This is a genomic window from Streptomyces sp. CY-1 (assembly GCF_047218265.1).
GTDB lineage: Bacteria > Actinomycetota > Actinomycetes > Streptomycetales > Streptomycetaceae > Streptomyces > Streptomyces niphimycinicus.
Genome location: NZ_CP178393.1, coordinates 2750129 through 2773141, shown reverse-complemented (window position 1 = coordinate 2773141; position 23013 = coordinate 2750129). Strand labels below are relative to the sequence as shown.

At 70.5% G+C, this 23013-nt stretch carries 21 protein-coding genes; 19 read left to right on the top strand and 2 right to left on the bottom strand.

Going from position 1 to position 23013, the window contains the following annotated elements:
* The first annotated feature begins 23 nt into the window (after positions 1–23).
* The 3 genes from ACK1X7_RS11885 to ACK1X7_RS11875 all read left to right on the top strand — a co-directional run bounded on the left by ACK1X7_RS11885 (position 24) and on the right by ACK1X7_RS11875 (position 3014).
* Positions 24–1274: a site-2 protease family protein gene (locus ACK1X7_RS11885; RefSeq protein ID WP_216342375.1), complete on the top strand. Its 1251-nt coding sequence runs from the start codon at positions 24–26 to the stop codon at positions 1272–1274.
* 48 nt (positions 1275–1322) lie between these two features.
* Entirely contained in the window at positions 1323–2288 is a 966-nt protein-coding gene (locus ACK1X7_RS11880; protein ID WP_216342359.1) for a tRNA (adenine-N1)-methyltransferase, read from the top strand.
* 96 nt (positions 2289–2384) lie between these two features.
* The gene (locus ACK1X7_RS11875; RefSeq protein ID WP_385142901.1) at positions 2385–3014 is read left to right on the top strand and encodes a hypothetical protein; all 630 of its coding nucleotides are present in this window, start codon (positions 2385–2387) and stop codon (positions 3012–3014) included.
* Positions 3015–3032: 18 nt separating this feature from the next.
* Here the strand turns inward: ACK1X7_RS11875 and ACK1X7_RS11870 are convergent, their stop codons facing one another.
* Entirely contained in the window at positions 3033–3356 is a 324-nt protein-coding gene (locus ACK1X7_RS11870) for a ferredoxin (RefSeq protein WP_216342357.1), read from the bottom strand.
* 224 nt (positions 3357–3580) lie between these two features.
* Between ACK1X7_RS11870 and arc the strand changes: the two genes are divergently transcribed.
* The 5 genes from arc (at position 3581) to prcA (ending at position 9254) form a co-directional block, all read left to right on the top strand.
* Positions 3581–5347, top strand: a complete 1767-nt coding sequence (gene arc / locus ACK1X7_RS11865) for a proteasome ATPase (protein WP_137965053.1) — start codon at positions 3581–3583, stop codon at positions 5345–5347.
* A 259-nt stretch (positions 5348–5606) separates the two neighbouring features.
* Positions 5607–7118: a depupylase/deamidase Dop gene (gene dop, locus ACK1X7_RS11860; RefSeq protein ID WP_385142897.1), complete on the top strand. Its 1512-nt coding sequence runs from the start codon at positions 5607–5609 to the stop codon at positions 7116–7118.
* Positions 7119–7253: 135 nt separating this feature from the next.
* Complete coding sequence (locus tag ACK1X7_RS11855) at positions 7254–7472, top strand: ubiquitin-like protein Pup (protein WP_078640503.1); 219 nt, start codon at positions 7254–7256, stop codon at positions 7470–7472.
* Positions 7473–7581: 109 nt separating this feature from the next.
* Complete coding sequence (gene prcB / locus ACK1X7_RS11850) at positions 7582–8427, top strand: proteasome subunit beta (RefSeq protein ID WP_137965051.1); 846 nt, start codon at positions 7582–7584, stop codon at positions 8425–8427.
* A gap of 53 nt (positions 8428–8480) precedes the next feature.
* Positions 8481–9254 (top strand): proteasome subunit alpha, encoded by a 774-nt coding sequence (prcA, locus tag ACK1X7_RS11845; protein ID WP_382962207.1) that lies wholly within the window; start codon positions 8481–8483, stop codon positions 9252–9254.
* A gap of 458 nt (positions 9255–9712) precedes the next feature.
* On the opposite strand, the gene ACK1X7_RS11840 is transcribed toward prcA, so the two are convergent.
* Entirely contained in the window at positions 9713–10693 is a 981-nt protein-coding gene (locus tag ACK1X7_RS11840; RefSeq protein WP_382962205.1) for a LacI family DNA-binding transcriptional regulator, read from the bottom strand.
* A 1027-nt stretch (positions 10694–11720) separates the two neighbouring features.
* Between ACK1X7_RS11840 and ACK1X7_RS11835 the strand changes: the two genes are divergently transcribed.
* The 11 genes from ACK1X7_RS11835 (at position 11721) to ACK1X7_RS11785 (ending at position 22995) form a co-directional block, all read left to right on the top strand.
* A complete protein-coding gene (locus ACK1X7_RS11835) occupies positions 11721–13004 on the top strand; it encodes an MFS transporter (protein ID WP_385155731.1) in 1284 nt (427 codons plus the stop codon).
* Between the two features lie 9 nt (positions 13005–13013).
* Complete coding sequence (pafA, locus tag ACK1X7_RS11830; protein WP_014059506.1) at positions 13014–14375, top strand: Pup--protein ligase; 1362 nt, start codon at positions 13014–13016, stop codon at positions 14373–14375.
* 113 nt (positions 14376–14488) lie between these two features.
* Positions 14489–15484, top strand: a complete 996-nt coding sequence (locus ACK1X7_RS11825; RefSeq protein ID WP_385155735.1) for an FKBP-type peptidyl-prolyl cis-trans isomerase — start codon at positions 14489–14491, stop codon at positions 15482–15484.
* 39 nt (positions 15485–15523) lie between these two features.
* On the top strand, positions 15524–15898 hold the full coding sequence (locus tag ACK1X7_RS11820) for an FKBP-type peptidyl-prolyl cis-trans isomerase (RefSeq protein WP_216343276.1): 375 nt from the start codon (positions 15524–15526) through the stop codon (positions 15896–15898).
* Between the two features lie 114 nt (positions 15899–16012).
* Positions 16013–16978 carry a helix-turn-helix transcriptional regulator gene (locus ACK1X7_RS11815; protein WP_413115069.1) on the top strand — a complete coding sequence of 322 codons (966 nt, stop codon included), beginning with the start codon at positions 16013–16015 and terminating at the stop codon, positions 16976–16978.
* A 19-nt stretch (positions 16979–16997) separates the two neighbouring features.
* Complete coding sequence (locus ACK1X7_RS11810) at positions 16998–17957, top strand: helix-turn-helix transcriptional regulator (RefSeq protein WP_119986468.1); 960 nt, start codon at positions 16998–17000, stop codon at positions 17955–17957.
* Between the two features lie 13 nt (positions 17958–17970).
* A complete protein-coding gene (locus tag ACK1X7_RS11805; RefSeq protein ID WP_014059501.1) occupies positions 17971–18213 on the top strand; it encodes a hypothetical protein in 243 nt (80 codons plus the stop codon).
* Positions 18214–18223: 10 nt separating this feature from the next.
* On the top strand, positions 18224–18427 hold the full coding sequence (locus tag ACK1X7_RS11800; RefSeq protein ID WP_385155741.1) for a hypothetical protein: 204 nt from the start codon (positions 18224–18226) through the stop codon (positions 18425–18427).
* Between the two features lie 273 nt (positions 18428–18700).
* Complete coding sequence (tatA, locus tag ACK1X7_RS11795; protein ID WP_361501884.1) at positions 18701–18991, top strand: Sec-independent protein translocase subunit TatA; 291 nt, start codon at positions 18701–18703, stop codon at positions 18989–18991.
* 66 nt (positions 18992–19057) lie between these two features.
* Positions 19058–20023, top strand: a complete 966-nt coding sequence (gene tatC, locus ACK1X7_RS11790) for a twin-arginine translocase subunit TatC (protein WP_216343274.1) — start codon at positions 19058–19060, stop codon at positions 20021–20023.
* 149 nt (positions 20024–20172) lie between these two features.
* The gene (locus tag ACK1X7_RS11785) at positions 20173–22995 is read left to right on the top strand and encodes a DEAD/DEAH box helicase (RefSeq protein ID WP_390793890.1); all 2823 of its coding nucleotides are present in this window, start codon (positions 20173–20175) and stop codon (positions 22993–22995) included.
* Positions 22996–23013 lie beyond the last annotated feature (18 nt).

Below are 23013 nucleotides of genomic sequence, written 5' to 3'. Positions count from 1 at the left end.
CGAGCATCCGACGAGGGGACACCGTGGACAACAGCGGGCAGCGGCAGTCCGACAACGGGGAATCGGACCGCACGACCGAGCCCGAGGGCGGTAAACAGCCGCGCCCACGCGAGGCGGGCGGCGGCATTCTCATGGGGCGCCCGTTCGGCGTGCCCGTGTATGTCTCGCCGAGCTGGTTCCTGGTCGCCGCCCTCATCACCTGGGTCTTCGGCGGGCAGCTCGACCGGGTGCTGCCGGAGCTCGGCGCCGCTCGCTATCTGGTCTCGCTCTTCTTCGCGGTGGCCTTCTACGCCTCGGTGCTGGTGCACGAGCTGGCCCACACCGTGGCCGCGCTCCGCTTCAAGCTGCCGGTGCGCCGGATCCAGCTCCAGTTCTTCGGCGGTGTCTCGGAGATCGAGAAGGAGACCGAGACCCCCGGCCGGGAGTTCGTGCTCGCCTTCGTCGGCCCGCTGCTCTCCCTGGTCCTCTCGGGCGTCTTCTACCTGGGCATGCTGGTCGTGGAGCCCGGCACGGTGCCCGGGGTGCTGCTCGCCGGGCTGATGATCTCCAACCTGATCGTGGCCGCGTTCAACCTGCTGCCCGGGCTGCCGCTGGACGGTGGCCGGATGCTGCGCGCCGTCGTCTGGAAGATCAGCGGCAGGCCGATGACCGGCACCGTCGCCGCCGCCTGGAGCGGCCGTGCGCTGGCCGTCGCGGTGCTCATCGGACTGCCGCTGCTCACCCAGGCGGGCGGGCTCGGCGACGAGCCCGAGAGCTTCGGCAGCGTCGACTCGCTCACCGACGCGCTGCTGGCCGCCATACTCGCCGCGATCATCTGGACCGGCGCGGGCAACAGCCTGCGGATGGCCCGGCTGCGGGAGCGGCTGCCGGATCTGCGCGCCCGTACGCTCACCCGGCGCGCCGTCCCCGTGGCGGCCGACACCCCGCTCTCGGAGGCGCTGCGCCGGGCGAACGAGGCGGGGGCGCGTGCCCTGGTCGTGGTGGACGGTCACGGCACCCCGACCGCCGTGGTGCGCGAGGCCGCCATCGTGGGGATCCCCGAGCACCGCCGCCCGTGGGTCGCGGTCAGCGGTCTCGCCCAGGATCTCAAGGACGGTATGCGGGTCTCCGCCGAGCTCAGCGGCGAGGAGCTGCTGGACACCCTGCGGGCCACCCCCGCCACCGAGTACCTGGTGGTGGAGGAGAGCGGCGAGATCTACGGGGTGCTCTCCACGGCCGATGTCGAGCGCGCCTTCGTGGCGGCCATGGCCAGGACGCCCGCGGGCCCCTCCTGAGGCCCCGGTGTGGTCCGGGCAGGGCGAAGTGCCCGGTAGGCTGGTCACATGTCCGAACCGACCGGTGCCGCCCGCCGTCGCGGGCCCTTCCAGGTCGGGGACCAGGTCCAGCTCACCGACCCCAAGGGACGCCACTACACCTTCACGCTCGAGGCCGGGAAGAACTTCCACACCCACAAGGGATCCTTCCCCCATGACGAGCTGATCGGTGCCCCTGAGGGAACCGTCGTGCGTACCACGGGAAACGTCGCGTATCTCGCGCTGCGCCCCCTGCTCCCCGACTATGTCCTGTCCATGCCACGCGGTGCCGCCGTGGTCTACCCCAAGGACGCGGGGCAGATCCTGGCGATGGCCGACATCTTCCCCGGCGCACGTGTCGTCGAGGCGGGCGTCGGCTCCGGCTCGCTCTCCATGTTTCTGCTGCGGGCCATCGGCGACCAGGGCATGCTGCACTCCTACGAGCGCCGGGCCGACTTCGCCGAGATCGCCGCCCAGAACGTCGAGCGCTACTTCGGCGCCCCGCACCCCGCCTGGCGGCTCACCGTCGGCGACCTCCAGGACAACCTCAGCGACACCGAGGTGGACCGCGTGATCCTGGACATGCTCGCCCCCTGGGAGTGCCTGGAGCCGGTGTCCAAGGCGCTCGTCCCCGGCGGCATCCTGTGCGCGTACGTCGCCACCACCACCCAGCTCGCCCGCACCGTGGAGTGCATCCGCGAGCACGGCACCTTCAACGAGCCGTCGGCCTGGGAGACCATGGTCCGCACCTGGCATGTCGAGGGCCTGGCCGTACGGCCCGACCACCGCATGATCGGCCACACCGGCTTCCTGCTCACCGCCCGCCGGCTCGCGGACGGTGTGGAGCCCCCGATGCGCCGCCGCAGGCCCGCCAAGGGCGCCTACGGCGAGGACTACGTGGGCTGGGGCACCGCGAAGGACACCGGAGCCGGGGACGCCTCCGGGGGCGGCCGGAGCGCCTCCGGCGGCCAGGACACCCCGTCCGGCGACGCCTGACGGTCACCTGACGGACACCGGAGCCACAACGGCTCGGCGCGGCCACCGAATTCCCTGTGCGAGGGCGGTGGCCGCGCCCCTGTGAGATGTGGCACGATGCGGGACATCTCCCGCCTCAGCCCTTACATGGAGTCATCCCGCGTGCAGCCTCTGGGCCCGGATCTCGCGCACACCCATCCCCGTCCGGTGCACTGGGTCGCGACCGCGGCCGCCGTGGCCGCCGTCATCGCCGGGGGGTCGTTCTTCCAGCCCTCCGACGCCAAGGCCACCACGTCCACCGCCGCCTCCGCCCCGCGTGCCGGGGGGCTTCCGGCGGCCAAGGCCCCCGATCCCGGCGCCGCGGAGTATCCGATGGACTGCGGACGGGCCAGGCCCGACGTCGTCGACCGGGCCTCGGCGGACCTGGACGGCGACGGGCGGCCGGAGACCGCCGTCGTGGTGCGCTGCGCGACGGCGTTCGGCACCCCGCCCAGTGGCGTGTATGTGCTCTCCCAGCCGGCCCGCGCGGGCGCCGCGCCCCGCGTGGTGGCCACGTTCGTGGACCCGAAGGAAGGGATGAGCGTCAGCGATTTCGCGGTGCGCGGAAAGACGGTTTCGGCCACCTTGCTGGGATACTCCTCGGCCAAGGTGCCGCGGTGCTGTCCGGATCAGCAGCGCAAGGTCAACTGGCGGTGGCGGGACGGCAGGTTCGTCCTGAAGGCGCTGCCGGTTCCGGGGAGTGTGTGAGCGGTCGCTCGCGGAGTGTCACTCCGCCTCGGGGCCGTAGACCTCGACCCGGTCCGTGACGCGGCGTACATGGATGCAGTCGCCGGGGCATTCCTTGGCGGAATCCTTGACCTCGGTGAGCAGGGCCAGGGGGACCGGAGTGGTGGCACCCTTCTCCTGTAGCAGCTCATCGTCGGCGCTCTTGACGTAGGCTAGACCGTCGATGTCGAGTTCGAAGACCTCGGGGGCGTACTGGGCGCAGATGCCGTCGCCGGTGCACAGGTCCTGGTCAATCCACACTTCAAGATCGCCGAGCTCCTCGTTCCGCACGGTGTGCCCCCTGCTGTTCCTTCGATACGCCATTCAACAGTGTCTAAATATCGCCAGCCCTGACGGGTGTTGACCGTGTCGACGATACAACCGCTCGCTTTCCGATGTTGTTGGGTGGGTATTCGGCTGGTGTGAGGGAGTGCGCAAGGGTGAAGATCGGACACACGCCGACCGGGTTTGTGATCTAGGGGTTTCAACCCGCACCGGCCCAGGTAGGGTCAGGAAGCGTCCAGCTCCCCTTGGAGGAGGTGAGGACCGTGGCAGCCCACGACGACGACATCAACCGCGGCATCCGGCCGGGGCGGGGGTCTGATGACCCTGCCGGCCAGGTTGCCTATCTCGAGCAGGAAATCGCCGTCCTGCGCCGCAAGCTCGCCGACTCTCCGCGTCATACGAGGATTCTCGAAGAGCGGATCGTCGAGCTGCAGACCAATCTGGCGGGAGTCTCCGCACAGAACGAGCGGCTCGCGAACACACTCCGTGAGGCCCGCGACCAGATCGTGGCCCTCAAGGAGGAGGTCGACCGGCTTGCCCAGCCGCCGGCCGGCTTCGGAGCCTTTCTACAGGCGAACGAGGACGGTACGGCCGACATCTTTACCGGGGGCCGTAAACTCCGGGTGAATGTCAGCCCAAGCGTCGAGCTCGACGACCTCAAGCGAGGCCAGGAGGTCATGCTCAACGAGGCCCTCAATGTGGTCGAGGCCATGGAGTTCGAGCGCGCCGGGGACATCGTCACCCTCAAGGAGGTCCTTGAGGACGGCGAGCGCGCCCTGGTGATCGGACACACCGACGAGGAGCGGGTGGTGCGGCTGGCAGAGCCGCTGCTGCACACCACCATCCGCCCCGGTGACGCCCTGCTGCTCGAGTCCCGGTCCGGCTATGTCTACGAGGTCGTTCCGAAGAGCGAGGTCGAGGAGCTCGTCCTCGAAGAGGTTCCGGACATCGACTACAACAAGATCGGCGGTCTGGGAAACCAGATCGAGCTGATCCGCGACGCGGTCGAGCTCCCCTACCTCTACCCCGACCTCTTCAAGGAGCACGAACTGCGGCCGCCCAAGGGTGTGCTGCTGTACGGTCCGCCCGGCTGCGGCAAGACACTGATCGCCAAGGCCGTGGCCAACTCCCTTGCCAAGAAGGTCGCCGAGGTGACCGGCAAGCCCGCGGGGAAGAGCTTCTTCCTCAACATCAAGGGTCCCGAGCTGCTCAACAAGTACGTCGGTGAGACGGAGCGGCACATCCGGCTGGTCTTCCAGCGGGCTCGGGAGAAGGCCAGCGAGGGCACGCCCGTCATCGTCTTCTTCGACGAGATGGACTCCCTCTTCCGCACCCGTGGCTCCGGGGTCAGCTCGGACGTGGAGAACACCATCGTCCCCCAGCTCCTCTCCGAGATCGACGGCGTGGAGGGCCTGGAGAACGTGATCGTGATCGGTGCCTCCAACCGTGAGGACATGATCGACCCGGCGATCCTGCGCCCCGGCCGCCTCGATGTGAAGATCAAGATCGAGCGTCCGGACGCCGAGGCCGCCAAGGACATCTTCTCGAAGTACCTCACGGAGTCGCTGCCGATCCACACGGACGACCTCACCGAGCACGGCCAGTCGCCCAAGGCCGCGATCGGCGGAATGATCCAGTCGGTGGTCGAGCAGATGTACACCGAATCCGAGGAGAACCGCTTCCTGGAGGTCACCTACGCCAATGGCGACAAGGAAGTCCTCTACTTCAAGGACTTCAACTCCGGCGCAATGATCCAGAACATTGTGGACCGCGCCAAGAAGATGGCGATCAAGGACTTCCTGGACCACAACCAGAAGGGCCTTCGCGTCTCCCATCTGCTCGCCGCCTGCGTGGACGAGTTCAAGGAGAACGAGGACCTGCCGAACACCACGAACCCGGACGACTGGGCCCGGATCTCCGGCAAGAAGGGCGAGCGGATCGTCTACATCCGCACCCTGGTCACCGGAAAGCAGGGCGCGGACACCGGACGCTCCATCGACACGGTGGCGAACACCGGTCAATACCTGTAACACCGCAGTCCGGCTGCGGATGTCCTGGACGGGGCATCCGCAGCCGGATGCGCTTTTCGGACCGCATTCTTCGTATGAGTCCTACGAGCCCGACCGGAGCAATGACTGAAATGATCTCCGCAGCACCGCTTGGCCGTTCTAGGCTCTTCGGTACCGCACGATCGCGGCACGGGGGATCGGGGGCCGCATATGGACCGGGAGCGCAGCGGTACTTGAGCGCCGACCTCAGCCGGGGGCGGCGCCGGGCAAGGAGGGCCGCATGACCGTACGGCGCGTAATGGGTATCGAGACGGAGTACGGGATCTCCGTCCCCGGGCACCCGAACGCCAATGCCATGCTCACCTCATCCCAGGTCGTCAACGCCTACGCGGCGGCGATGCACCGGGCGCGTCGCGCCCGCTGGGACTTCGAGGAGGAGAACCCGCTGCGGGACGCCCGCGGCTTCGACCTCGCGCGCGAGTCCGCCGACGCCAGCCAGCTCACCGACGAGGACATCGGCCTGGCCAATGTGATCCTCACCAATGGCGCGCGGCTCTATGTGGACCACGCCCACCCCGAGTACTCCGCCCCCGAGGTCACCAACCCCCGGGACGCGGTGCTCTGGGACAAGGCGGGCGAGCGCATCATGGCCGAGGCCGCGCTGCGCGCCGCCGAGCTGCCCGGCGGCCAGCCCATCCACCTCTACAAGAACAACACCGACAACAAGGGCGCCTCCTACGGCACGCATGAGAACTACCTGATGAAGCGGGAGACCGCCTTCTCGGACATCGTGCGCCACCTGACGCCCTTCTTCGTCTCCCGCCAGGTCGTCACCGGCGCCGGCCGCGTCGGCATCGGCCAGGACGGCCATGAGCACGGCTTCCAGATCAGCCAGCGGGCCGACTACTTCGAGGTCGAGGTCGGCCTGGAGACCACGCTCAAGCGCCCGATCATCAACACCCGCGACGAGCCGCACGCCGACGCCGAGAAGTACCGCCGGCTACACGTGATCATCGGGGACGCCAACCTCTCCGAGCTCTCGACCTACCTCAAGCTGGGCACCACCGCCCTGGTGCTGTCGATGATCGAGGACGGCTTCATCGCCGTGGACCTCGCGGTGGACCAGCCGGTGCGCACCCTGCACCAGGTCTCGCACGACCCGACACTGCGCCGTCTGATCACGCTGCGCAGCGGCCGCACGCTGACCGCGGTGCAGCTCCAGATGGAGTACTTCGAGCTGGCCCGCAAATACGTCGAGGACCGCTACGGAGCGGACGCCGACGAGCAGACCAGGGACGTCCTGACCCGCTGGGAGGACGTGCTGAACCGGCTGGAGCGCGATCCCATGAGCCTGTCCGGCGAGCTGGACTGGATCGCCAAGCGGGAGCTGATGGAGGGCTACCGCCGCCGCGACACCCTGGAGTGGGACGCGGCCCGGCTGCATCTGGTGGACCTCCAGTACGCCGACGTACGCCCCGACAAGGGCCTGTACAACCGGCTGGCGGCGCGCGGCAAGATGAAGCGGCTGCTGGACGACCAGGAGGTCGCCCGCGCCCAGAACAAGCCCCCGGAGGACACCCGCGCCTACTTCCGCGGCCGCTGCCTGGAGCAGTACGCGGACGACGTCGCCGCGGCCTCCTGGGACTCGGTGATCTTCGATCTGCCGGGTCGTGACTCTCTGCAACGGGTCCCCACGCTGGAGCCGCTGCGCGGCACCCGCAACCACGTCAAGGAGCTGCTGGACCGCTGCCGCACGGCCGAGGACCTGGTCCGGGTGCTGTCCGGCGGCTGAAATGCCCCCCAGCCGGGAATCATCGAGGTGGCCTCCGTACGTTGTAGCGAGTGGGAGGCCGATGTCGGACCCGGCTTGTAGGGTCTGATCTTGAGACCGATCGAATCAGCGGGCGAACCGAGCGGGGTGAGGGACATGGCGACCAAGGACACCGGCGGCGGTCAGCAGAAGGCGTCGCGCTCGACCGAAGAGGTCGAGGAGCAGGCGCAGGACGCGCAGGCCGCGGACGACCTGAAGGAGCGGCAGGAGAAGCTCTCCGACGACGTCGACTCCGTGCTGGACGAGATCGACGACGTGCTCGAGGAGAACGCGGAGGACTTCGTGAGGTCGTTCGTCCAGAAGGGCGGGCAGTAAAGCGGGTCTTCTCCGTCCTGCGTCCCCGCGAAGGGGGCGCAGGACGGATGACTTCCATGGCCAGGGGTATGGTCCGTGCAGTATTTCAAGATCTGGTGGAAGGAAACGTGTGGAAGCCAACACTCGTAGCACAGGGCGTCTGCCGGCTGCCTTCCTGACGCCCGGCTCCTCGTCGTTCATGGACTTCCTGGGCGAGCACTCGCCCGAGCTGCTTCCGGGGAACCGTCCGCTGCCCCCGGTGCAGGGCGCCATCGAGGCCCCCCACGGCACCACCATCGTGGCGGTGAGCTTCCCCGGCGGTGTCGTGCTCGCCGGTGACCGCCGCGCCACCATGGGCAATGTCATCGCGCAGCGTGACATCGAGAAGGTCTTCCCCGCCGACGAGTATTCGGCCGTCGGGATCGCGGGGACCGCCGGTATCGCCGTGGAGATGGTCAAGCTCTTCCAGCTCGAGCTGGAGCACTTCGAGAAGGTCGAGGGCACCGTTCTCTCGCTCGAAGGCAAGGCGAACAGGCTGTCGACCATGATCCGCGGCAACCTCGGCATGGCGATGCAGGGCCTCGCCGTGGTCCCGCTCTTCGCGGGGTGGGACGTCGACCGGGAGAAGGGCCGCATCTTCTCCTACGACGTGACCGGAGGGCGTTCGGAGGAGCGCGGCTTCGCCGCCACCGGCTCGGGCTCGATGTTCGCCCGGGGCGCGCTCAAGAAGCTCTATCGCCAGGATTTGACCGAGGAGCAGGCCGCCACCGCCGTGCTCCAGGCGCTCTATGACGCCGCCGACGACGATTCGGCCACCGGCGGGCCGGATCTCGCCCGCCGCATTTACCCGATCATCACCTCCATCACCGAGGACGGTTTCAAGAGGTTCGGCGAGGACGAGGTGTCCGAGCTCGCCCGTGCCATCCATGAACGGCGCCTCGAAGAGCCGGACGGCCCCCGCGCCGCCCTTCTCTGAGAGGACGGTCCAGCCGGAATGCATTCGCCATTGACAGAAGGGACGGACAGCCGGTGACGACGCCGTTCTATGTTTCTCCTCAGCAGGCCATGGCCGACCGCGCCGAATACGCCCGGAAGGGCATCGCACGCGGCCGCAGCGTGGTCGTGCTCCAGTACGCCGACGGCATCGTCTTCGTTGCGGAGAACCCGTCCCGCGCGCTGCACAAGGTCAGCGAGATCTATGACCGGATCGCCTTCGCGGCGGTCGGTAAGTACAACGAATTCGAGAATCTGCGCATCGGCGGTGTCCGTTACGCCGATCTGCGTGGCTATACCTATGACCGTGAGGATGTCACGGCCCGCGGGCTGGCGAATGTCTACGCCCAGACCCTGGGCACGATCTTCTCCAGTGCCGCCGAGAAGCCGTACGAGGTCGAGCTGATCGTCGCCGAGGTCGGGGAGGGCCCCGAGGACGACCAGATCTATCGCCTCCCGCACGACGGCTCCATCGTGGACGAGCACGGCTCGGTCGCCGTCGGTGGCAACGCCGACCAGATCAGCACCTATCTCGACCAGCGCCACCGGGACGGCATGACCCTCGCCGAGGCTCTCAAGCTGGCCGTCGACTCGCTCTCCCGCGACAACAACGGCGGGGAGCGCAGCCTCACCGCCGAGCAGCTCGAGGTAGCGGTCCTGGACCGCAACCGGCCCCAGAAGCGCAAGTTCAAGCGCGTCCTGGGCGGCCAGCTCTCCCGGCTCCTGGAGTCGGGAGAGGGCGCCGCGGACTCGGAGGCGTCGTCCGACGCCGACGGGGCCGAGGAGTCCACCTCGGAGTCCGAGGACTGACCCGGCCGCCGCCGTTCGTTTCTCCGTCGCCGCCGCCCCGGGCCCACCCGGGGCGGCGGCGACGTTGTGGCGGCGGGCGGCGGCGTTGTGGCGGCGACGAGCCCACACGGCCCCCGCGCCCAGGAGCGTCCGGCGGACCGTGACGCCTGCGGCGGCCTGCTCCCCTCCCCGCCCCTTCCCGAACCGGGGCTCCGCCCCGGACCCCGGAGCCCCCGCTACCGGGCAGAGGCTGGCAGGCCGCCCGCTTCCCCGACTCGTCCGGCGGCATCGATATGCGGCTCCGCCGCGTGGCAGGGCTCTGCCCCGGGCTCCGAGCCCCAGACCCCGGGGTCCAGGGGCGGAGCCCCTGGTATCGGGAAGGGGCGGGGAGGGGAAAGCGTCGATATGCGGCTCCGCCGCGTGGTCCACCGGACACCCCGTAGGCCGCGCAACGACCGGAGAGGCGGCCCCGAGGCCGGTCAGGACCGTGGGGGAGGGGCCGTGGAGCCCCGGGGGATCAGCTCGACGGGCAGCACGGTGTCCCGGGGCGTCTCGCCGTCCAGAAGCGTCATCAGGGCCCGCATACCGGCCGCCCCCACCGCCTCCGCCGGGAGCCGCACCGTGGTCAGCTCCGGTTCCACCGCCGTGGCCAGCGCCAGATCGTCGAAGCCGGTCACCGAGATGTCGTCCGGGATCCGCAGCCCCAGCCGCCGGGCCGCCTTGCAGGCGCCCGCGGCCAGGATGTCGTCGTCGCAGACGAGCGCGGTCGGCCGGGGCCCGGGGCGGGCCAGGACGCGTTCGGCGGCCCGGCGGCCCTCCTCGACGGTCAGCCCCGCCGGTTCGGTGCCCAACGAGGTGCCCGGGACCTCGTCCATCGCCTCCGCCAGGGCCCGGGCGCGCACCTCGAAGGTCCAGGAGTCCACCGCCGCCGCGAGATGGGCCACCCGGCGGTGCCCGAGTGCCAGCAGATGCCCCGCCGCCTGCCGCGCCCCGTCCGCGATGTCGAGGTTGACCGTGGCCGCCGCGGCCGCGTCGTCCGGATCGCTGTCCAGCATCACCAGCGGCAGCCCGCCGCCGCGCACCGCGACCAGCGCGTCGGCCGCCATGGAGGAGGCGATCACCCCGTCGAGCGAGGCGCGCGCCGAGTCGAAGGGGTCCCGGGCCGGGCCCACGCCCTCGGGGGACGGATAGAGCACCACCCCGAAGCCGTGGTCGGCGGCGACCCGCTCGGCGCCGGTGTAGACGCGGGCGAAGAACTCGGTCGTCAGGGCGGGCACCACCATGAGCACGGTCCTGGTGCGGCCCAGACGGAGGCTGCGGGCCGCGAGGTTGGGGCGGTAGCCGAGATCGCGCGCGGCGGCCCGTACGGCCTCCACGGTGCGCTCGGAGACCCGTCCGGACCACTTCTCGCCGAGTACGAGGGACACGGTCGCCTGGGACACACCCGCCAGCCGCGCCACGTCCCGGCTCGTAGCCCGCCCCCCGACCGGCCGCCCCGCGGCCGCGCCCCCCGGTCCCGCGGCCGCCGCGTCCCCCGGACGAGCGGCTGCTCCGCTCCCCGGTCCCGCGGTCGCTCCGGCCCCCGGTCCCTCGGCCGCTCCGGCCCCCGGTCCCGCGGTCGCTCCGGCCCCCGGTCCCGCGGCCGCCGCGCTCCCTGGGCCTGCGGCTGCTTCGGCGACTGGGCCCTCGGCAGCCTCGCTCCCCGGGCGAGCGGTTGCTCCGATCCCTGAGCCCGCGTCCGCCGCGCCTCCCGGGCGAGCGGCTGCTCCGGCCCCCGGGCCCGCGGCTGCCCTGCCCCCTGGGCTCGTGGCTGCTCCGCTCCCTGGGCCCGCGGCCGTCCCGGTCCCTGGGCGAGCGGTTGCTCCGGCCCCTGGGCCCGCGGCCGTCGTGTCCCCCGGGCGAGCGGCTGCTCCGGCCCCCGGGCCCGCGGCTGCCCTGCCCCCTGGGCGAGCGGTTGCTCCGGCCCCTGGGCCCGCGGCCATCGTGTCCCCCGGACGAGCGGTTGCTCCGGCTCCCGGGTCCGCGGCCGTGCCGGCTCCCGGGTCCGCGGCCGTGCCGGCTCCCGGGTCCGCGGCCGTGCCGGCTCCCGGGTCCGCGGCCGTCCCGGCCCCCGGGCCCGCGGCCGTCCCGGCCCCCGGGCCCGCGGCCGTGCCGCTGCCGCCCGGGCCCTCGTGCCGTGCGGACTCACCCGTCCGGCCGGTTCCCCGGGGACCTTTCCCGGGGGCCCCGTCCGCCGTGTGGGCGCGGTCCGCGCTCGCCACCATCGCCTCCGCTCCCTCCGCCACCACGCGTCTCGCCGCCGGCTGCTCATTTTCGGTCCGCGAGTGGACCCGCGGTGGCGGCCATGGTACGTATGACGCTGGCAGTTATACGTACAACGTCACACACGACCCGCGCCGCACCCGCGACGCGCTCGCGACAACCCACAGGAATCCGCCGGACCTGGAGCAGGACCTGAAGCGGAGCCTGGCAAGGAAGGGGCAGGTAATGGCGGCTGGCTACGGGGAACTGCTGCGCACCCCGCACGCGGCACGGCTGCTCGTCGGCACGCTGCTGGGACGGCTTCCGAACGCCACCGCCGCCCTGGCCGTGCTGCTCTTCGCCCGTGCCGAGGGCGGCAGCTACGCCCTCGCCGGCGGGCTGTCGGCCGTCTACGGCGTGGCCAACGCGGTGGGCCAGCCGATGCTGGGCCGGGCCGTGGACCGCTTCGGCCAGCCCAGGGTGATGCTCCCCGCCGCCGTGGCCTCGGCGCTCGGGATGGTCCTGTTCGCCGTCGTCGGGCTCGATCCGCTGCCCGTGGCGTACGCCGCGATGCTGATCGCCGGGCTGTTCACCCCGCCGCTGGAGGGCGGGCTACGGGCGCTGTGGCCCTCGGTGCTGCGGCGCGAGGACCAGGTGCACGCGGCGTACGCGCTGGACGCCGTGGCCCAGGAGGTGATGTTCGCCGTCGGCCCGCTGCTGGTCACGCTGAGCGTGGCCGTGTGGTCCGAGGCGGCCGCGCTGCTGGTCATCAACGCCATCGGGGTCGCGGGCGCGCTCTGGGTCGTGGTCTCCGGCCCCTCGCGGCAGTGGCGGTCGGCGCCGCGCGAGGCGCACTGGCTGGGCGCGCTGCGCTCGCCGGGGCTGCTGGTGCTGCTCGGGTCGTTCTTCTTCATCGGGCTCGCCCTCGGCGCGATCGCGGTGGCCGCGGTGGCGTACGCCGACGAGCACGGTGGCGGCGCGGTCTCCAGCGCGCTGCTCTCCGCCCTCGGCGTGGGCGCGCTGGCCGGCGGCATCGTCTACGGCGGCCGCACCTGGCCCGGCACGCCCGAACGGCGGCTGCGGCTGCTGGTGGCCGCGCTGGCACTCGGCTATCTGCCGCTCATGCTGGTGCCGGGCGTCGTCATGATGACCGTCCTCGCCGGGGTGGCGGGGGTGTTCCTGGCTCCGGCGCTGGCCTGCGCGTTCGTCGTGGTGGACCGCCACGCGCCCACCGGCACGGTCACCGAGGCGTTCTCCTGGCTGGTGACCACGTTCGTGGTGGGGAACGCGGTCGGCACCGCCGTGGCGGGGCCCGCGGTCCAGCTCGGCGGAGTGGCCCCCGGATTCGCGGTGCCCGCGGCCGGTGGAGTGGCCGCGCTGGCGGTGCTGCTGGCCGCCCGGCGGTTCCTCCAGGACCGGCCACGCCCCGTCGTCCGGCCGACCGTTCACCCAACACCGGATGAACCCCGGGCGGAAAATGATCGCAACCGTGCCGTCGAACCCGGTTTCAGAGCACGCCATCAGGCGTAATGTTCAGGCATGGACCGCCGCATTTTCGGGCTGGAGAACGAGTACGGCGTCACGTGCACATTCAGGGGACAGCGCCGGTTGTCTCCTGACGAAGTGGCGCGCTACCTCTTCCGCCGTGTCGTCTCCTGGGGCCGCAGCAGCAATGTCTTCCTGCGCAACGGCGCCCGCCTCTATCTCGACGTGGGCTCGCACCCGGAATACGCAACCCCCGAGTGTGACAATGTGACCGAGCTGGTCACCCACGACAAGGCAGGCGAGCGCATTCTCGAGGGTCTGCTCGTGGACGCGGAGCGTCGCCTGCACGAGGAGGGAATCGCGGGCGACGTCTATCTCTTCAAGAACAACACCGACTCCGCGGGCAACTCCTACGGCTGCCACGAGAACTATCTGGTGGCACGGCACGGCGAGTTCTCCCGGCTCGCCGACATTCTCATCCCGTTCCTGGTGACGCGGCAGTTGCTGTGCGGTGCCGGCAAGGTGCTCCAGACCCCGCGTGGCGCGGTCTACTGCGTCAGCCAGCGCGCCGAGCACATCTGGGAGGGCGTCAGCTCCGCGACGACCCGCTCCCGGCCGATCATCAACACCCGCGACGAACCCCACGCCGACGCCGAGCGCTACCGCCGGCTGCATGTCATCGTGGGCGACTCCAACATGTCCGAGACCACCATGCTGCTCAAGGTCGGCGCCACCGATCTGGTGCTCCGCATGATCGAGGCGGGCACCGTGATGCGTGACCTGACCCTGGAGAACCCCATCCGGGCCATCCGCGAGGTCAGCCATGACATCACCGGGCAGCGCAAGGTGCGGCTCGCCAGCGGGCGCGAGGCGTCCGCCCTGGAAGTGCAGCAGGAGTACTACGAGAAGGCCGTCGACTTCTGCGAGCGCCGTGGCATCCGCACCGGCATGGTCGAGCGCGTCCTCGAGCTGTGGGGCCGCACCCTGGACGCGATCCGCACCGAGGAGCTCGACCGGATCGGCACCGAGATCGACTGGGTGATGAAGTACAAGCTCATCGAGCGGTACCGGGCCAAGAACAACATCACCATGTCCCATCCGCGGATCGCCCAGATAGACCTCGCCTACCACGACATCCACCGCCGCCGCGGTCTCTACTACCTGCTGGAGAAGCGCGGTCAGGCGGCCCGGGTCTGCAACGACTTGAAAATCTTCGAGGGCAAGTCGGTGCCACCGCAGACCACCCGCGCCCGGCTGCGCGGCGACTTCATCCGCCGGGCCCAGGAGCAGCGCCGCGATTTCACCGTCGACTGGGTACATCTGAAGCTCAATGACCAGGCGCAGCGCACCGTGCTGTGCAAGGACCCGTTCCGTTCGGTCGATGACCGGGTGGAGAAACTCATCGCCGGTATGTGACCGGCGTACGGCTTACCTTGTCCTCGGGCCCCGTGCGTTCTCCGGACGGGGCCCGAGTCACGTCGTAGAGTGGCGCGCATTGGCCATCGCAAGATCTACTTAACGAGGACTCCGTGCGCCGACGCTCCGTACTCCTTGCCGTGCCCGCGGGCCTGCTGACCCTCGCGGGCTGTGGTGACGACAAATCAGGGTCCGACAAGACCAAGCCGTCACAGGAGCCGACGAACCAGAGTCCCTCACCGGCCCCCAGCGGCAAGATCGTCTCCGGACCGGTGCCGCCCATTACCGCCGGTAAGAAGTTCGGTGAGAAGCCGAAGGTCGCCAAGGGCACGGGGAAGCCGCCGCAGGATCTCGCGGTCAAGACGATCAGCCAGGGGGACGGCAGGAAGACGGTCAAGGGGGATTGGGTCCAGATCAACTACCTGGCGCAGATCTGGGACACCGGTAAGGTCATCGACAACACCTTCGACAAGAAGAAGACCGCCGCCTTCCCGATCGGCAAGGGCCAGGTCCTCCCCGGCTGGGATCAGGGACTGCTGGGCCGGAACCTCGGCAGCCGGCTGGAGCTTGCCGTCCCGCCCGCCTATGCCTATGGCAAGCAGGGCCAGCCGCAGGCCGGTATCAAGGGGACCGACACACTGGTCTTCGTCATCGACCTCGTGGCCGCCTTCAACGCCAAGAGCTCGGCCAAGGGCAGCAAGGTGGAGCAGACCGACGCCGACCTGCCCAAGGTGTCCACCAACACCGACGGCAAGGCGCCCACCATCACCCTCCCCAAGAAGGCCGCGCCGAAGAAGCTGGTCTCCGAATACGTCATCGAGGGTGACGGCCAGGAGGTCAAGAAGACCGACGCGCTGCTCGTCCAGTACAAGGGCGTGCTGTGGGACGGCGGCAAGGAGTTCGACTCCACCTACAAGCGCGGTGAGCTCGCCCAGTTCTCGCTCCAGCAGGTCGTCAAGGGCTGGTCGCAGGGGCTCACCGGCAAGAAGGTCGGCAGCCGGGTGCTGGTCGTCGTGCCCCCGGACCTGGGCTACGGCAAGGCGGCCCAGAAGGGCATCCCCGCCAACTCCACGCTGGTGTTCTCCGTGGACATCCTGGCGGTTCTGTAGCCTGTGCGGGTTGCCCACAACGTCACAAGGAGCAATTTCGTGAGCATCGAGAAGCCCGAGGTCGACTTCCCGGGCGGCGAACCGCCGGCCGAGCTGGAGATCAAGGAGATCTGGGAGGGCGACGGGCCCGCGGCCAAGGCCGGCGACAACATCGCCGTGCACTATGTGGGCGTCTCCTTCAGCACAGGTGAGGAGTTCGACGCGAGCTACAACCGCGGCACCCCGCTGCGGATCCAGCTCGGTGTCGGCCAGGTCATCTCCGGCTGGGACCAGGGACTCCAGGGGATGAAGGTCGGCGGTCGCCGGCAGCTCATCGTCCCGCCGCACCTCGGTTACGGCGACCGGGGCGCCGGCGGCGGCCGGATCAAGCCGGGCGAGACGCTGATCTTCGTCTGCGATCTGATCTCCGTCTGAGACCACGGTCCATCGCGCCGAGGGCTCCTGCCAATGGGCGGGGGCCCTCGGCTTTTGCCGCGCGTCCCGGTAGCGGTACGGTCACGTGCGTAAGGTCACGAAGAAAGGGCGTCGATGGCGATTGCCAAGGCCGAGCGGCTGATGAACCTGGCCCTGTGCCTGCTGGGAACGCGGCGTCCGCTGACCAAACGGGAGTTGCGGGGCTCCATAGAGGCGTACCTCCAGACCGACGCGGCGAACGATGAAGCGTTCAACCGCATGTTCGAGCGCGACAAGGACGATCTGCGCGAACTCGGCCTGATCATCGAGACGGTGGAGGGCCTCGACGGCGAGATCGGCTATCTCGCCCGCCGGGACAGCAACCGCCTCCCGCCGATCACCCTCGACGCCGAGGAGGCCGCCGCGCTCGGCCTCGCCGCCAAGGTCTGGCAGCAGGCCCGGCTCGCGGGCGCCGCCAGCGGCGCGCTTCAGAAGCTGCGCGCCGCCGGGATGCCGGTCGCCGAGGATCCGTACGACACGCCGGGGCACAGCGCGCTGGAGCCGCGCATCCCGGTCCATGAGGCCGCCTTCGAGCCGCTGATGCTCGCCTGCCGCGACCGCCGCCCCGTGCTCTTCGACTACCGCAAGTCGAACGCCGCGCGCCCCGAGCCGCGGGAGGTCGAGCCCTGGACCCTGGAGTCCTGGCGCGGCCACTGGTATCTCGCCGGATGGGACCGCGAGCGCGCCGCCGAGCGAGTCTTCCGGCTCTCCCGGATCACCGGCCGGGTCCGGCTGCGGTCCGACGCGTTCACCGCCGAGGTGCCCGACCACGTCACCGTCCGGGAGACCGTGGAGACCTGGGCGGGTGAGACCGCCACCGCCACCGCCCGGATCAGGCTGCGCTCGGGCCACGGCTATCCGCTGCGGGCGAAGGCGCTGTCCACCCGGTCGGCCGGTGACGGCTGGGACGAGCTGGAGATTCCCTACGGGCACGGCCTGGACGCCTGGCTCGTGGAGTTCGGCCCGGACGTGGTCGTACTGGGGCCCGAGGAACTGCGGGCGGATGTCGTGGACCGGCTGCGAGCGGTCGCCAAGGGCTGAGGGGACGGATCACTTCATCATGGCCGGAAACGCCATTGACCAGACCCGGCGGATGCTCTCCCTGGTGACATATCTGCGCGAGCGCCCCGGCGCCCGCGTCGCCGATGTCGCCCGGGCCTTCGGCATCAGCGAGGACGAGCTGATCGCCGACCTCGATGTGCTGCCGCTGTGCGGCACCAGCTTCCGCGGCGGCGATCTGCTGGACATCGACACCGACGGGGAGCGGATCTGGTGGCACAACCCCGACGATGTCGCCGAGCCGCTGCGGCTGGCGGCCGACGAGGCCACCGCGCTGCTGGTCGCCGCCCGCGCCGTCGCCACCCTCCCCGGGCTGCGCGAGGGCGACCGAGAGGCGCTGCTGCGGGCCACCGCCAAGCTGGAGGCCGCGGCGGGCGAGGTGGCGGGCGCCAGCTCCCGGCTCTCGGTGATCTTCGAGTCGGAGGGCGGTGTCTTCGCCGACGTCGACCGCGCCATCTCCGAGCGCCGCAGGCTGTGGCTGCGCTACTACTCACCCGCGCGCGACGAGATCACCGAGCGCGAGGTCGACCCGATCCGGCTCTTCGCCGTGGGCCGCACCTATATGGAGGCGTGGTGCCGCCTCTCCGAGGCGCGGCGCACCTTCCGGCTCGACCGGGTCGTCGAGATCAAGCTGCTCGACGAGGCGTCCGATCCGCCGCCGATCGAGCTGCGCGATCTGTCGGACCTGTCCTCCGCGCTGGTGCAGACCGGTGCCGAGGACCCCGAGGTGGTCGTCGAGGTCGGCCCCGGCGGGCGCTGGGTCGCCGAGTACTACCCGCACGACAGCGCGGAGGAGCTGCCCGACGGCGGCCTCAGGATCACCCTGCGCGCGCCCGACCCCGGCTCGCTGCGGCGCCTGGCGCTGCGGCTGGGCAGGGACGGCCGGATCGTCTCGCCGCAGGGTCTCGCGGACAGTGCCCGGGACGCGGCGCGGCAGGCGCTCGCGGCGTACGGTGAGTGAAGGGACGCACACAGTGACCGCACGGGGGAGTGCCGCTTCGGTTGTCTTCAAGGCAGCCTGTCCGGAGTGCCGGGGCCGGTTCGAGCTGGCCGCGGGCGCGCTGCGGCTGGCCATCGGGGCCAGCGACCGCACCACCTTCTACTCCTTCACCTGCCCCGACTGCGGAACCATGGTGCGCAAACCGGCGGGGGAGCGGATCGTGGAGCTGCTCACCGGTGGCGGGGTGCGCACGCTGCGGCTGCACTCCACCGTCTAGGCTCTGCCGCATGCTCTGGCCGATGCTCGCCCTCGCCCTCGCCTTCTGCGGAATCGCCGTACTCGCCGTGCTCTCGGTGCGGGTCCACACGGAGGTCCGCAGGCTGGCCAGGCAGGTGTCGGACAGCTCGCAGCGGATCACCCGGGCCGCCGAGGACCTGGAGCGGGCCTCGGCCCCGCTGGGATCAACGGTGGACGCTCTGCGTCGCGAGTGAGAACCGCTCGCGTCGCGAGTGGGAGCCCGCCCCGCGCCAGAAGGTGGGGTCCGCAGGTGATGGGCGCTCTGCTGCCGCACAGCCGAGCGGGGTACGCTGAGATTTCGCGGCCCTGGTAGCGAGGCGGAGGGTCGCAACCCGGAGTCCGCACGGGGATTGCTTCCGGTTTACCCCCGCGCGCTACGATCGCAGACAGCACGGCTGCCGGACACCTGTCCGACCGGTCGGGCAGCCCCACCCCCAGCCGCCTCGGTGAGAAGGAAGACGCTTATGCTGTTCGGAAAGATCGGCGTTCCCGAGATTCTCCTCATCCTTGTCGTCGTGCTGCTGCTGTTCGGTGCCAAGAAGCTTCCGGACATGGCCCGCTCGCTGGGCAAGTCCGCCCGGATCCTCAAGAGCGAGGCGAAGGCCATGAAGGCGGATGGTCAGCAGCAGCAGACCACGCCGGCCGACCCGCCCCAGCCCGGCCAGGACGACTCCACCCACCGTACGATCCAGGCCGCGCCCGGCGACGTGACCAGCTCGCGCCCGGTATCGGAGCCGAGCGACACCACCAAGCGCTGACCCAGGGCCACTTGAAGGCGGCGGCATTGGAAGGCCGCCACCGGACGCACGAGATGAGGACGTGGGTTGCTCAAGTCTGCCCGCACGAAGGAGAAGGACCCCGAGGGGCGGATGCCCCTGGCTGAGCACCTGCGTGAGTTGCGCAACCGGTTGCTCAAGTCCGTCCTGGCGATCTGTGTGGTCACGATCGTCGCGATGTTCTACTACATGGACATCGCCAAATTCCTGATGCAGCCGGTGCTGGACGCCGTCGGCTGTGGCGGGGTCTCGTTGTCCGATCTCTCCGGCAAGGGGAGCAAGGGGCACGACTGCGCCTACTTCACCGTGAACGGTCTGCTGTCGCCGTTCACGATCATGCTCAAGGTCTCCTTCACGACCGGGCTGGTGGTCGCCACCCCGATCTGGCTCTACCAGCTCTGGGCCTTCCTCGCGCCCGGGCTGCACCGCAACGAGAAGAAGTACGGCCTGTTCTTCGTCGGGCTCGGCGTGCCGCTCTTCGTCGCCGGCGCGTACTTCGCGTACATGATCCTTCCGACCAGCGCCAAGGTCCTCATCGGCTTCACCCCGGAGGGGGCCAACAACCTCCTCCCGCTGGACGACTTCCTCGATCTGCTGTCCCGGATGGTCCTCGTCTTCGGTGTCGCCTTCGAGCTGCCGCTGCTGCTGATCCTGCTGAACTTCACCGGCGTGCTCACCGGGCGCCGGATGCTCGGCTGGTGGCGCGCCATGATCATGGGCATCACGGTCTTCGGCGCCATCGCCACCCCCAGCACCGACCCGGTCGGCATGTTCGCCCTGGCCGGGCCGGTCGTCGTGCTCTACTTCGGCGCCGTCGGCGTCGCCCTGGCCAACGACCGGCGCAAGGCGCGCCGCCGGGCCGCCGACCCGGACTTCGGCCTGAGCGACGACGAGGCGTCCGATCTGGATCTGACCCCCGAGGCCGTCGCCGCGCCCAGCGCCAGGCCGGAGCTCACCGACGGGGACGACCCCGGCGGCACCCCCCGGCGCAACGGCTACGACGACGTCACCTAGCCGTCCGTAACCGCTCCCGGGACGGGCGGGGCCGCCGTTCATGGCCCCGTCCCGGCCCGGTGAGGCCGAACAAAGCCCCGGCGGGCCGAACAAAGCCCCGATAAAGATCGCGTGCGCTGTCGGAGGTGGCCGGTAGGCTCGTAGATACGATGACCGACGAGCTATCTCCCGCCGAGCGCTATGCGGCGTCCCGCGCCCGGGCCGCCGAGCAGGCCACCGCGCTGGCCCCCTTCCGCGAGATGTACGACTTCGAGCTGGATCCCTTCCAGATCGAGGCGTGCAAGGCCCTGGAGTCCGGCAAGGGCGTGCTGGTCGCCGCCCCCACCGGCTCGGGCAAGACCATCGTGGGCGAGTTCGCCGTCCACCTGGCGCTGACCCAGGGTCGCAAGTGCTTCTACACCACGCCCATCAAGGCGCTGTCCAACCAGAAGTACACCGACCTGGTGAAGCGCTACGGCGCCGACAAGGTCGGTCTCCTCACCGGGGACAACAGCGTCAATTCCGATGCCCCGGTGGTCGTGATGACCACCGAGGTGCTGCGGAACATGCTCTATGCCGGCTCCCAGTCGCTGCTCGGCCTCGGCCATGTGGTGATGGACGAGGTCCACTATCTCTCCGACCGGTTCCGGGGCGCCGTCTGGGAGGAGGTCATCATCCATCTCCCCGAGTCGGTGACGCTGGTGTCACTCTCCGCGACCGTCTCCAATGCCGAGGAGTTCGGCGACTGGCTCGACACCGTCCGCGGTGACACCGAGGTCATCGTCTCCGAGCACCGCCCGGTGCCGCTGTGGCAGCACGTCCTGGCCGGGCGCCGGATGTACGACCTGTTCGAGGAGAAGAGCGGCCGGGACGGCGATCAGAGCGGGCGCCGCGAGGTCAACCCCGATCTCGTCCGGCTGGCCCGGATGGAGAGCAGCCGCCCCACCTTCGGCCGCGACAAGCGCCGTGGCCGCAATATGCGCGAGGCCGACCGGGAGCGGGAGCGCCGTCAGCGCAGCCGGATCTGGACCCCCGGCCGGGCCGAGGTGATCGACCGGCTCGACTCCGAGGGGCTGCTCCCCGCCATCACCTTCATCTTCAGCCGGGCCGGCTGCCAGGCCGCCGTCCAGCAGTGTCTCCACGCCGGGCTGCGGCTCAACGACGAGGCGGCGCGCGCCCGGGTGCGGGCCCTCGTCGAGGAGCGCACCGCCGGGATCCCCGACGAAGACCTCCATGTGCTGGGGTACTTCGAATGGCTGGAGGGGCTGGAGCGGGGCATCGCGGCCCACCACGCCGGAATGCTCCCCACCTTCAAGGAAGTTGTCGAGGAGCTCTTCGTCCGCGGCCTGGTCAAGGCCGTCTTCGCCACCGAGACCCTCGCGCTCGGCATCAACATGCCCGCCCGTTCGGTGGTGTTGGAGAAGCTCGTCAAGTGGAACGGCGAGCAGCACGCGGACATCACCCCCGGTGAGTACACCCAGTTGACCGGCCGGGCCGGGCGGCGCGGTATCGATGTCGAGGGCCATGCGGTGGTGCTGTGGCAGCGCACCATGGACCCCGCGGCGCTCGCCGGGCTGGCCGGCACCCGCACGTATCCGCTGCGCTCCTCCTTCAAGCCGTCGTACAACATGGCGGTCAACCTCGTCTCCCAGTTCGGGCGGCACCGCTCGCGCGAGCTGCTGGAGACCTCCTTCGCGCAGTTCCAGGCCGACAAGGCGGTCGTCGGCATCTCCCGTCAGGTGCAGCGCAACGAGGAGGGGCTGGAGGGCTATCGCGCCTCCATGACCTGCCATCTCGGCGACTTCGACGAGTACGCACGGCTGCGCCGCGAGCTGAAGGACCGCGAGACCGAGCTGGCCAAGCAGGGCGCGGCCCAGCGGCGCGCGGCCGCCGCGGTCGCCCTGGAGAAGCTCCGCCCCGGCGATGTCATCCATGTGCCCACCGGCAAGTTCGCCGGGCTGGCGCTGGTGCTGGACCCCGGGCTGCCCGCCGGGCGGGTGGGCGGCCACCGCGGCATGGAGTACCACGACGGGCCGCGGCCCCTGGTGCTCACCGCGGAGCGGCAGGTCAAGCGGCTGGCGTCGATCGACTTCCCGGTCCCGGTCGAGCCGCTGGACCGGATGCGGATCCCCAAGTCGTTCAATCCGCGCAGCCCCCAGTCCCGCCGCGATCTGGCCTCCGCGCTGCGCACCAAGGCCGGTCACCACGATGTGGGGCGGCGGCGTAAGGAGCGCTCGGCCGCCGCCGACGACACCGAGATCGCCCGGCTGCGCGCGGCCATCCGCGCCCACCCCTGCCACGGTTGCAGCGACCGCGAGGACCACGCCCGCTGGGGCGAGCGGTACCACCGGCTGCTGCGCGACACCCGGCAGTTGGAGCGGCGCATCGAGGGCCGTACGAACACCATCGCCCGCACCTTCGACCGGATCTGCTCCCTGCTGAGCGAGCTCGGCTATCTGCGCGGCGACGAGGTCACGGACGTGGGCAAGCGGCTGGCGCGGCTGTACGGCGAGCTGGACCTGCTGGCCAGCGAATGCCTGCGCGAGGGCGTCTGGGAGGGGCTGCCCCCCGCCGAGCTCGCCGCCTGCGCCTCCGCACTCGTCTACGAGGCACGGACGGCCGATGACGCGTTGCCGCCCAAACTGCCCCCGGGCCGGGCCAAGGACGCGCTCGGCGAGATGGTCCGCATCTGGGGGCGGCTGGACGCGCTCGAGGAGGAGCACAAGATCAATCAGGCGGAGGGCGTCGGGCAGCGCGAGCCGGATCTGGGCTTCGCCTGGGCCGCCTACCGCTGGGCGTCCGGCCATGGGCTCGACGAGGTGCTGCGGGAGATCGACATGCCCGCCGGTGACTTCGTGCGCTGGACCAAGCAACTGATCGATGTGCTCGGCCAGATCGCCGCGGCGGCCCCGGACGGCTCGGTGGCGCGGAGCGCCCGCCGCGCGGTCGACGGGCTGCTGCGCGGGGTCGTGGCGTACTCCTCGGTCGGCTGACCGGCGGGCCTCGGCTGA

Excerpts from the sequence above, each read along its gene's own strand:
- ACK1X7_RS11880 (WP_216342359.1), top strand. The coding sequence starts at position 1,323 with ATGTCCGAACCGACCGGTGCCGCCCGCCGTCGCGGGCCCTTCCAGGTC.
- ACK1X7_RS11875 (WP_385142901.1), top strand. The coding sequence starts at position 2,385 with ATGCGGGACATCTCCCGCCTCAGCCCTTACATGGAGTCATCCCGCGTG.
- ACK1X7_RS11870 (WP_216342357.1), bottom strand. The coding sequence starts at position 3,356 with ATGGCGTATCGAAGGAACAGCAGGGGGCACACCGTGCGGAACGAGGAG.
- dop (WP_385142897.1), top strand. The coding sequence starts at position 5,607 with ATGACCGTACGGCGCGTAATGGGTATCGAGACGGAGTACGGGATCTCC.
- ACK1X7_RS11855 (WP_078640503.1), top strand. The coding sequence starts at position 7,254 with ATGGCGACCAAGGACACCGGCGGCGGTCAGCAGAAGGCGTCGCGCTCG.
- ACK1X7_RS11835 (WP_385155731.1), top strand. The coding sequence starts at position 11,721 with ATGGCGGCTGGCTACGGGGAACTGCTGCGCACCCCGCACGCGGCACGG.
- pafA (WP_014059506.1), top strand. The coding sequence starts at position 13,014 with ATGGACCGCCGCATTTTCGGGCTGGAGAACGAGTACGGCGTCACGTGC.
- ACK1X7_RS11815 (WP_413115069.1), top strand. The coding sequence starts at position 16,013 with ATGGCGATTGCCAAGGCCGAGCGGCTGATGAACCTGGCCCTGTGCCTG.
- ACK1X7_RS11810 (WP_119986468.1), top strand. The coding sequence starts at position 16,998 with ATGGCCGGAAACGCCATTGACCAGACCCGGCGGATGCTCTCCCTGGTG.
- ACK1X7_RS11800 (WP_385155741.1), top strand. The coding sequence starts at position 18,224 with ATGCTCTGGCCGATGCTCGCCCTCGCCCTCGCCTTCTGCGGAATCGCC.
- ACK1X7_RS11785 (WP_390793890.1), top strand. The coding sequence starts at position 20,173 with ATGACCGACGAGCTATCTCCCGCCGAGCGCTATGCGGCGTCCCGCGCC.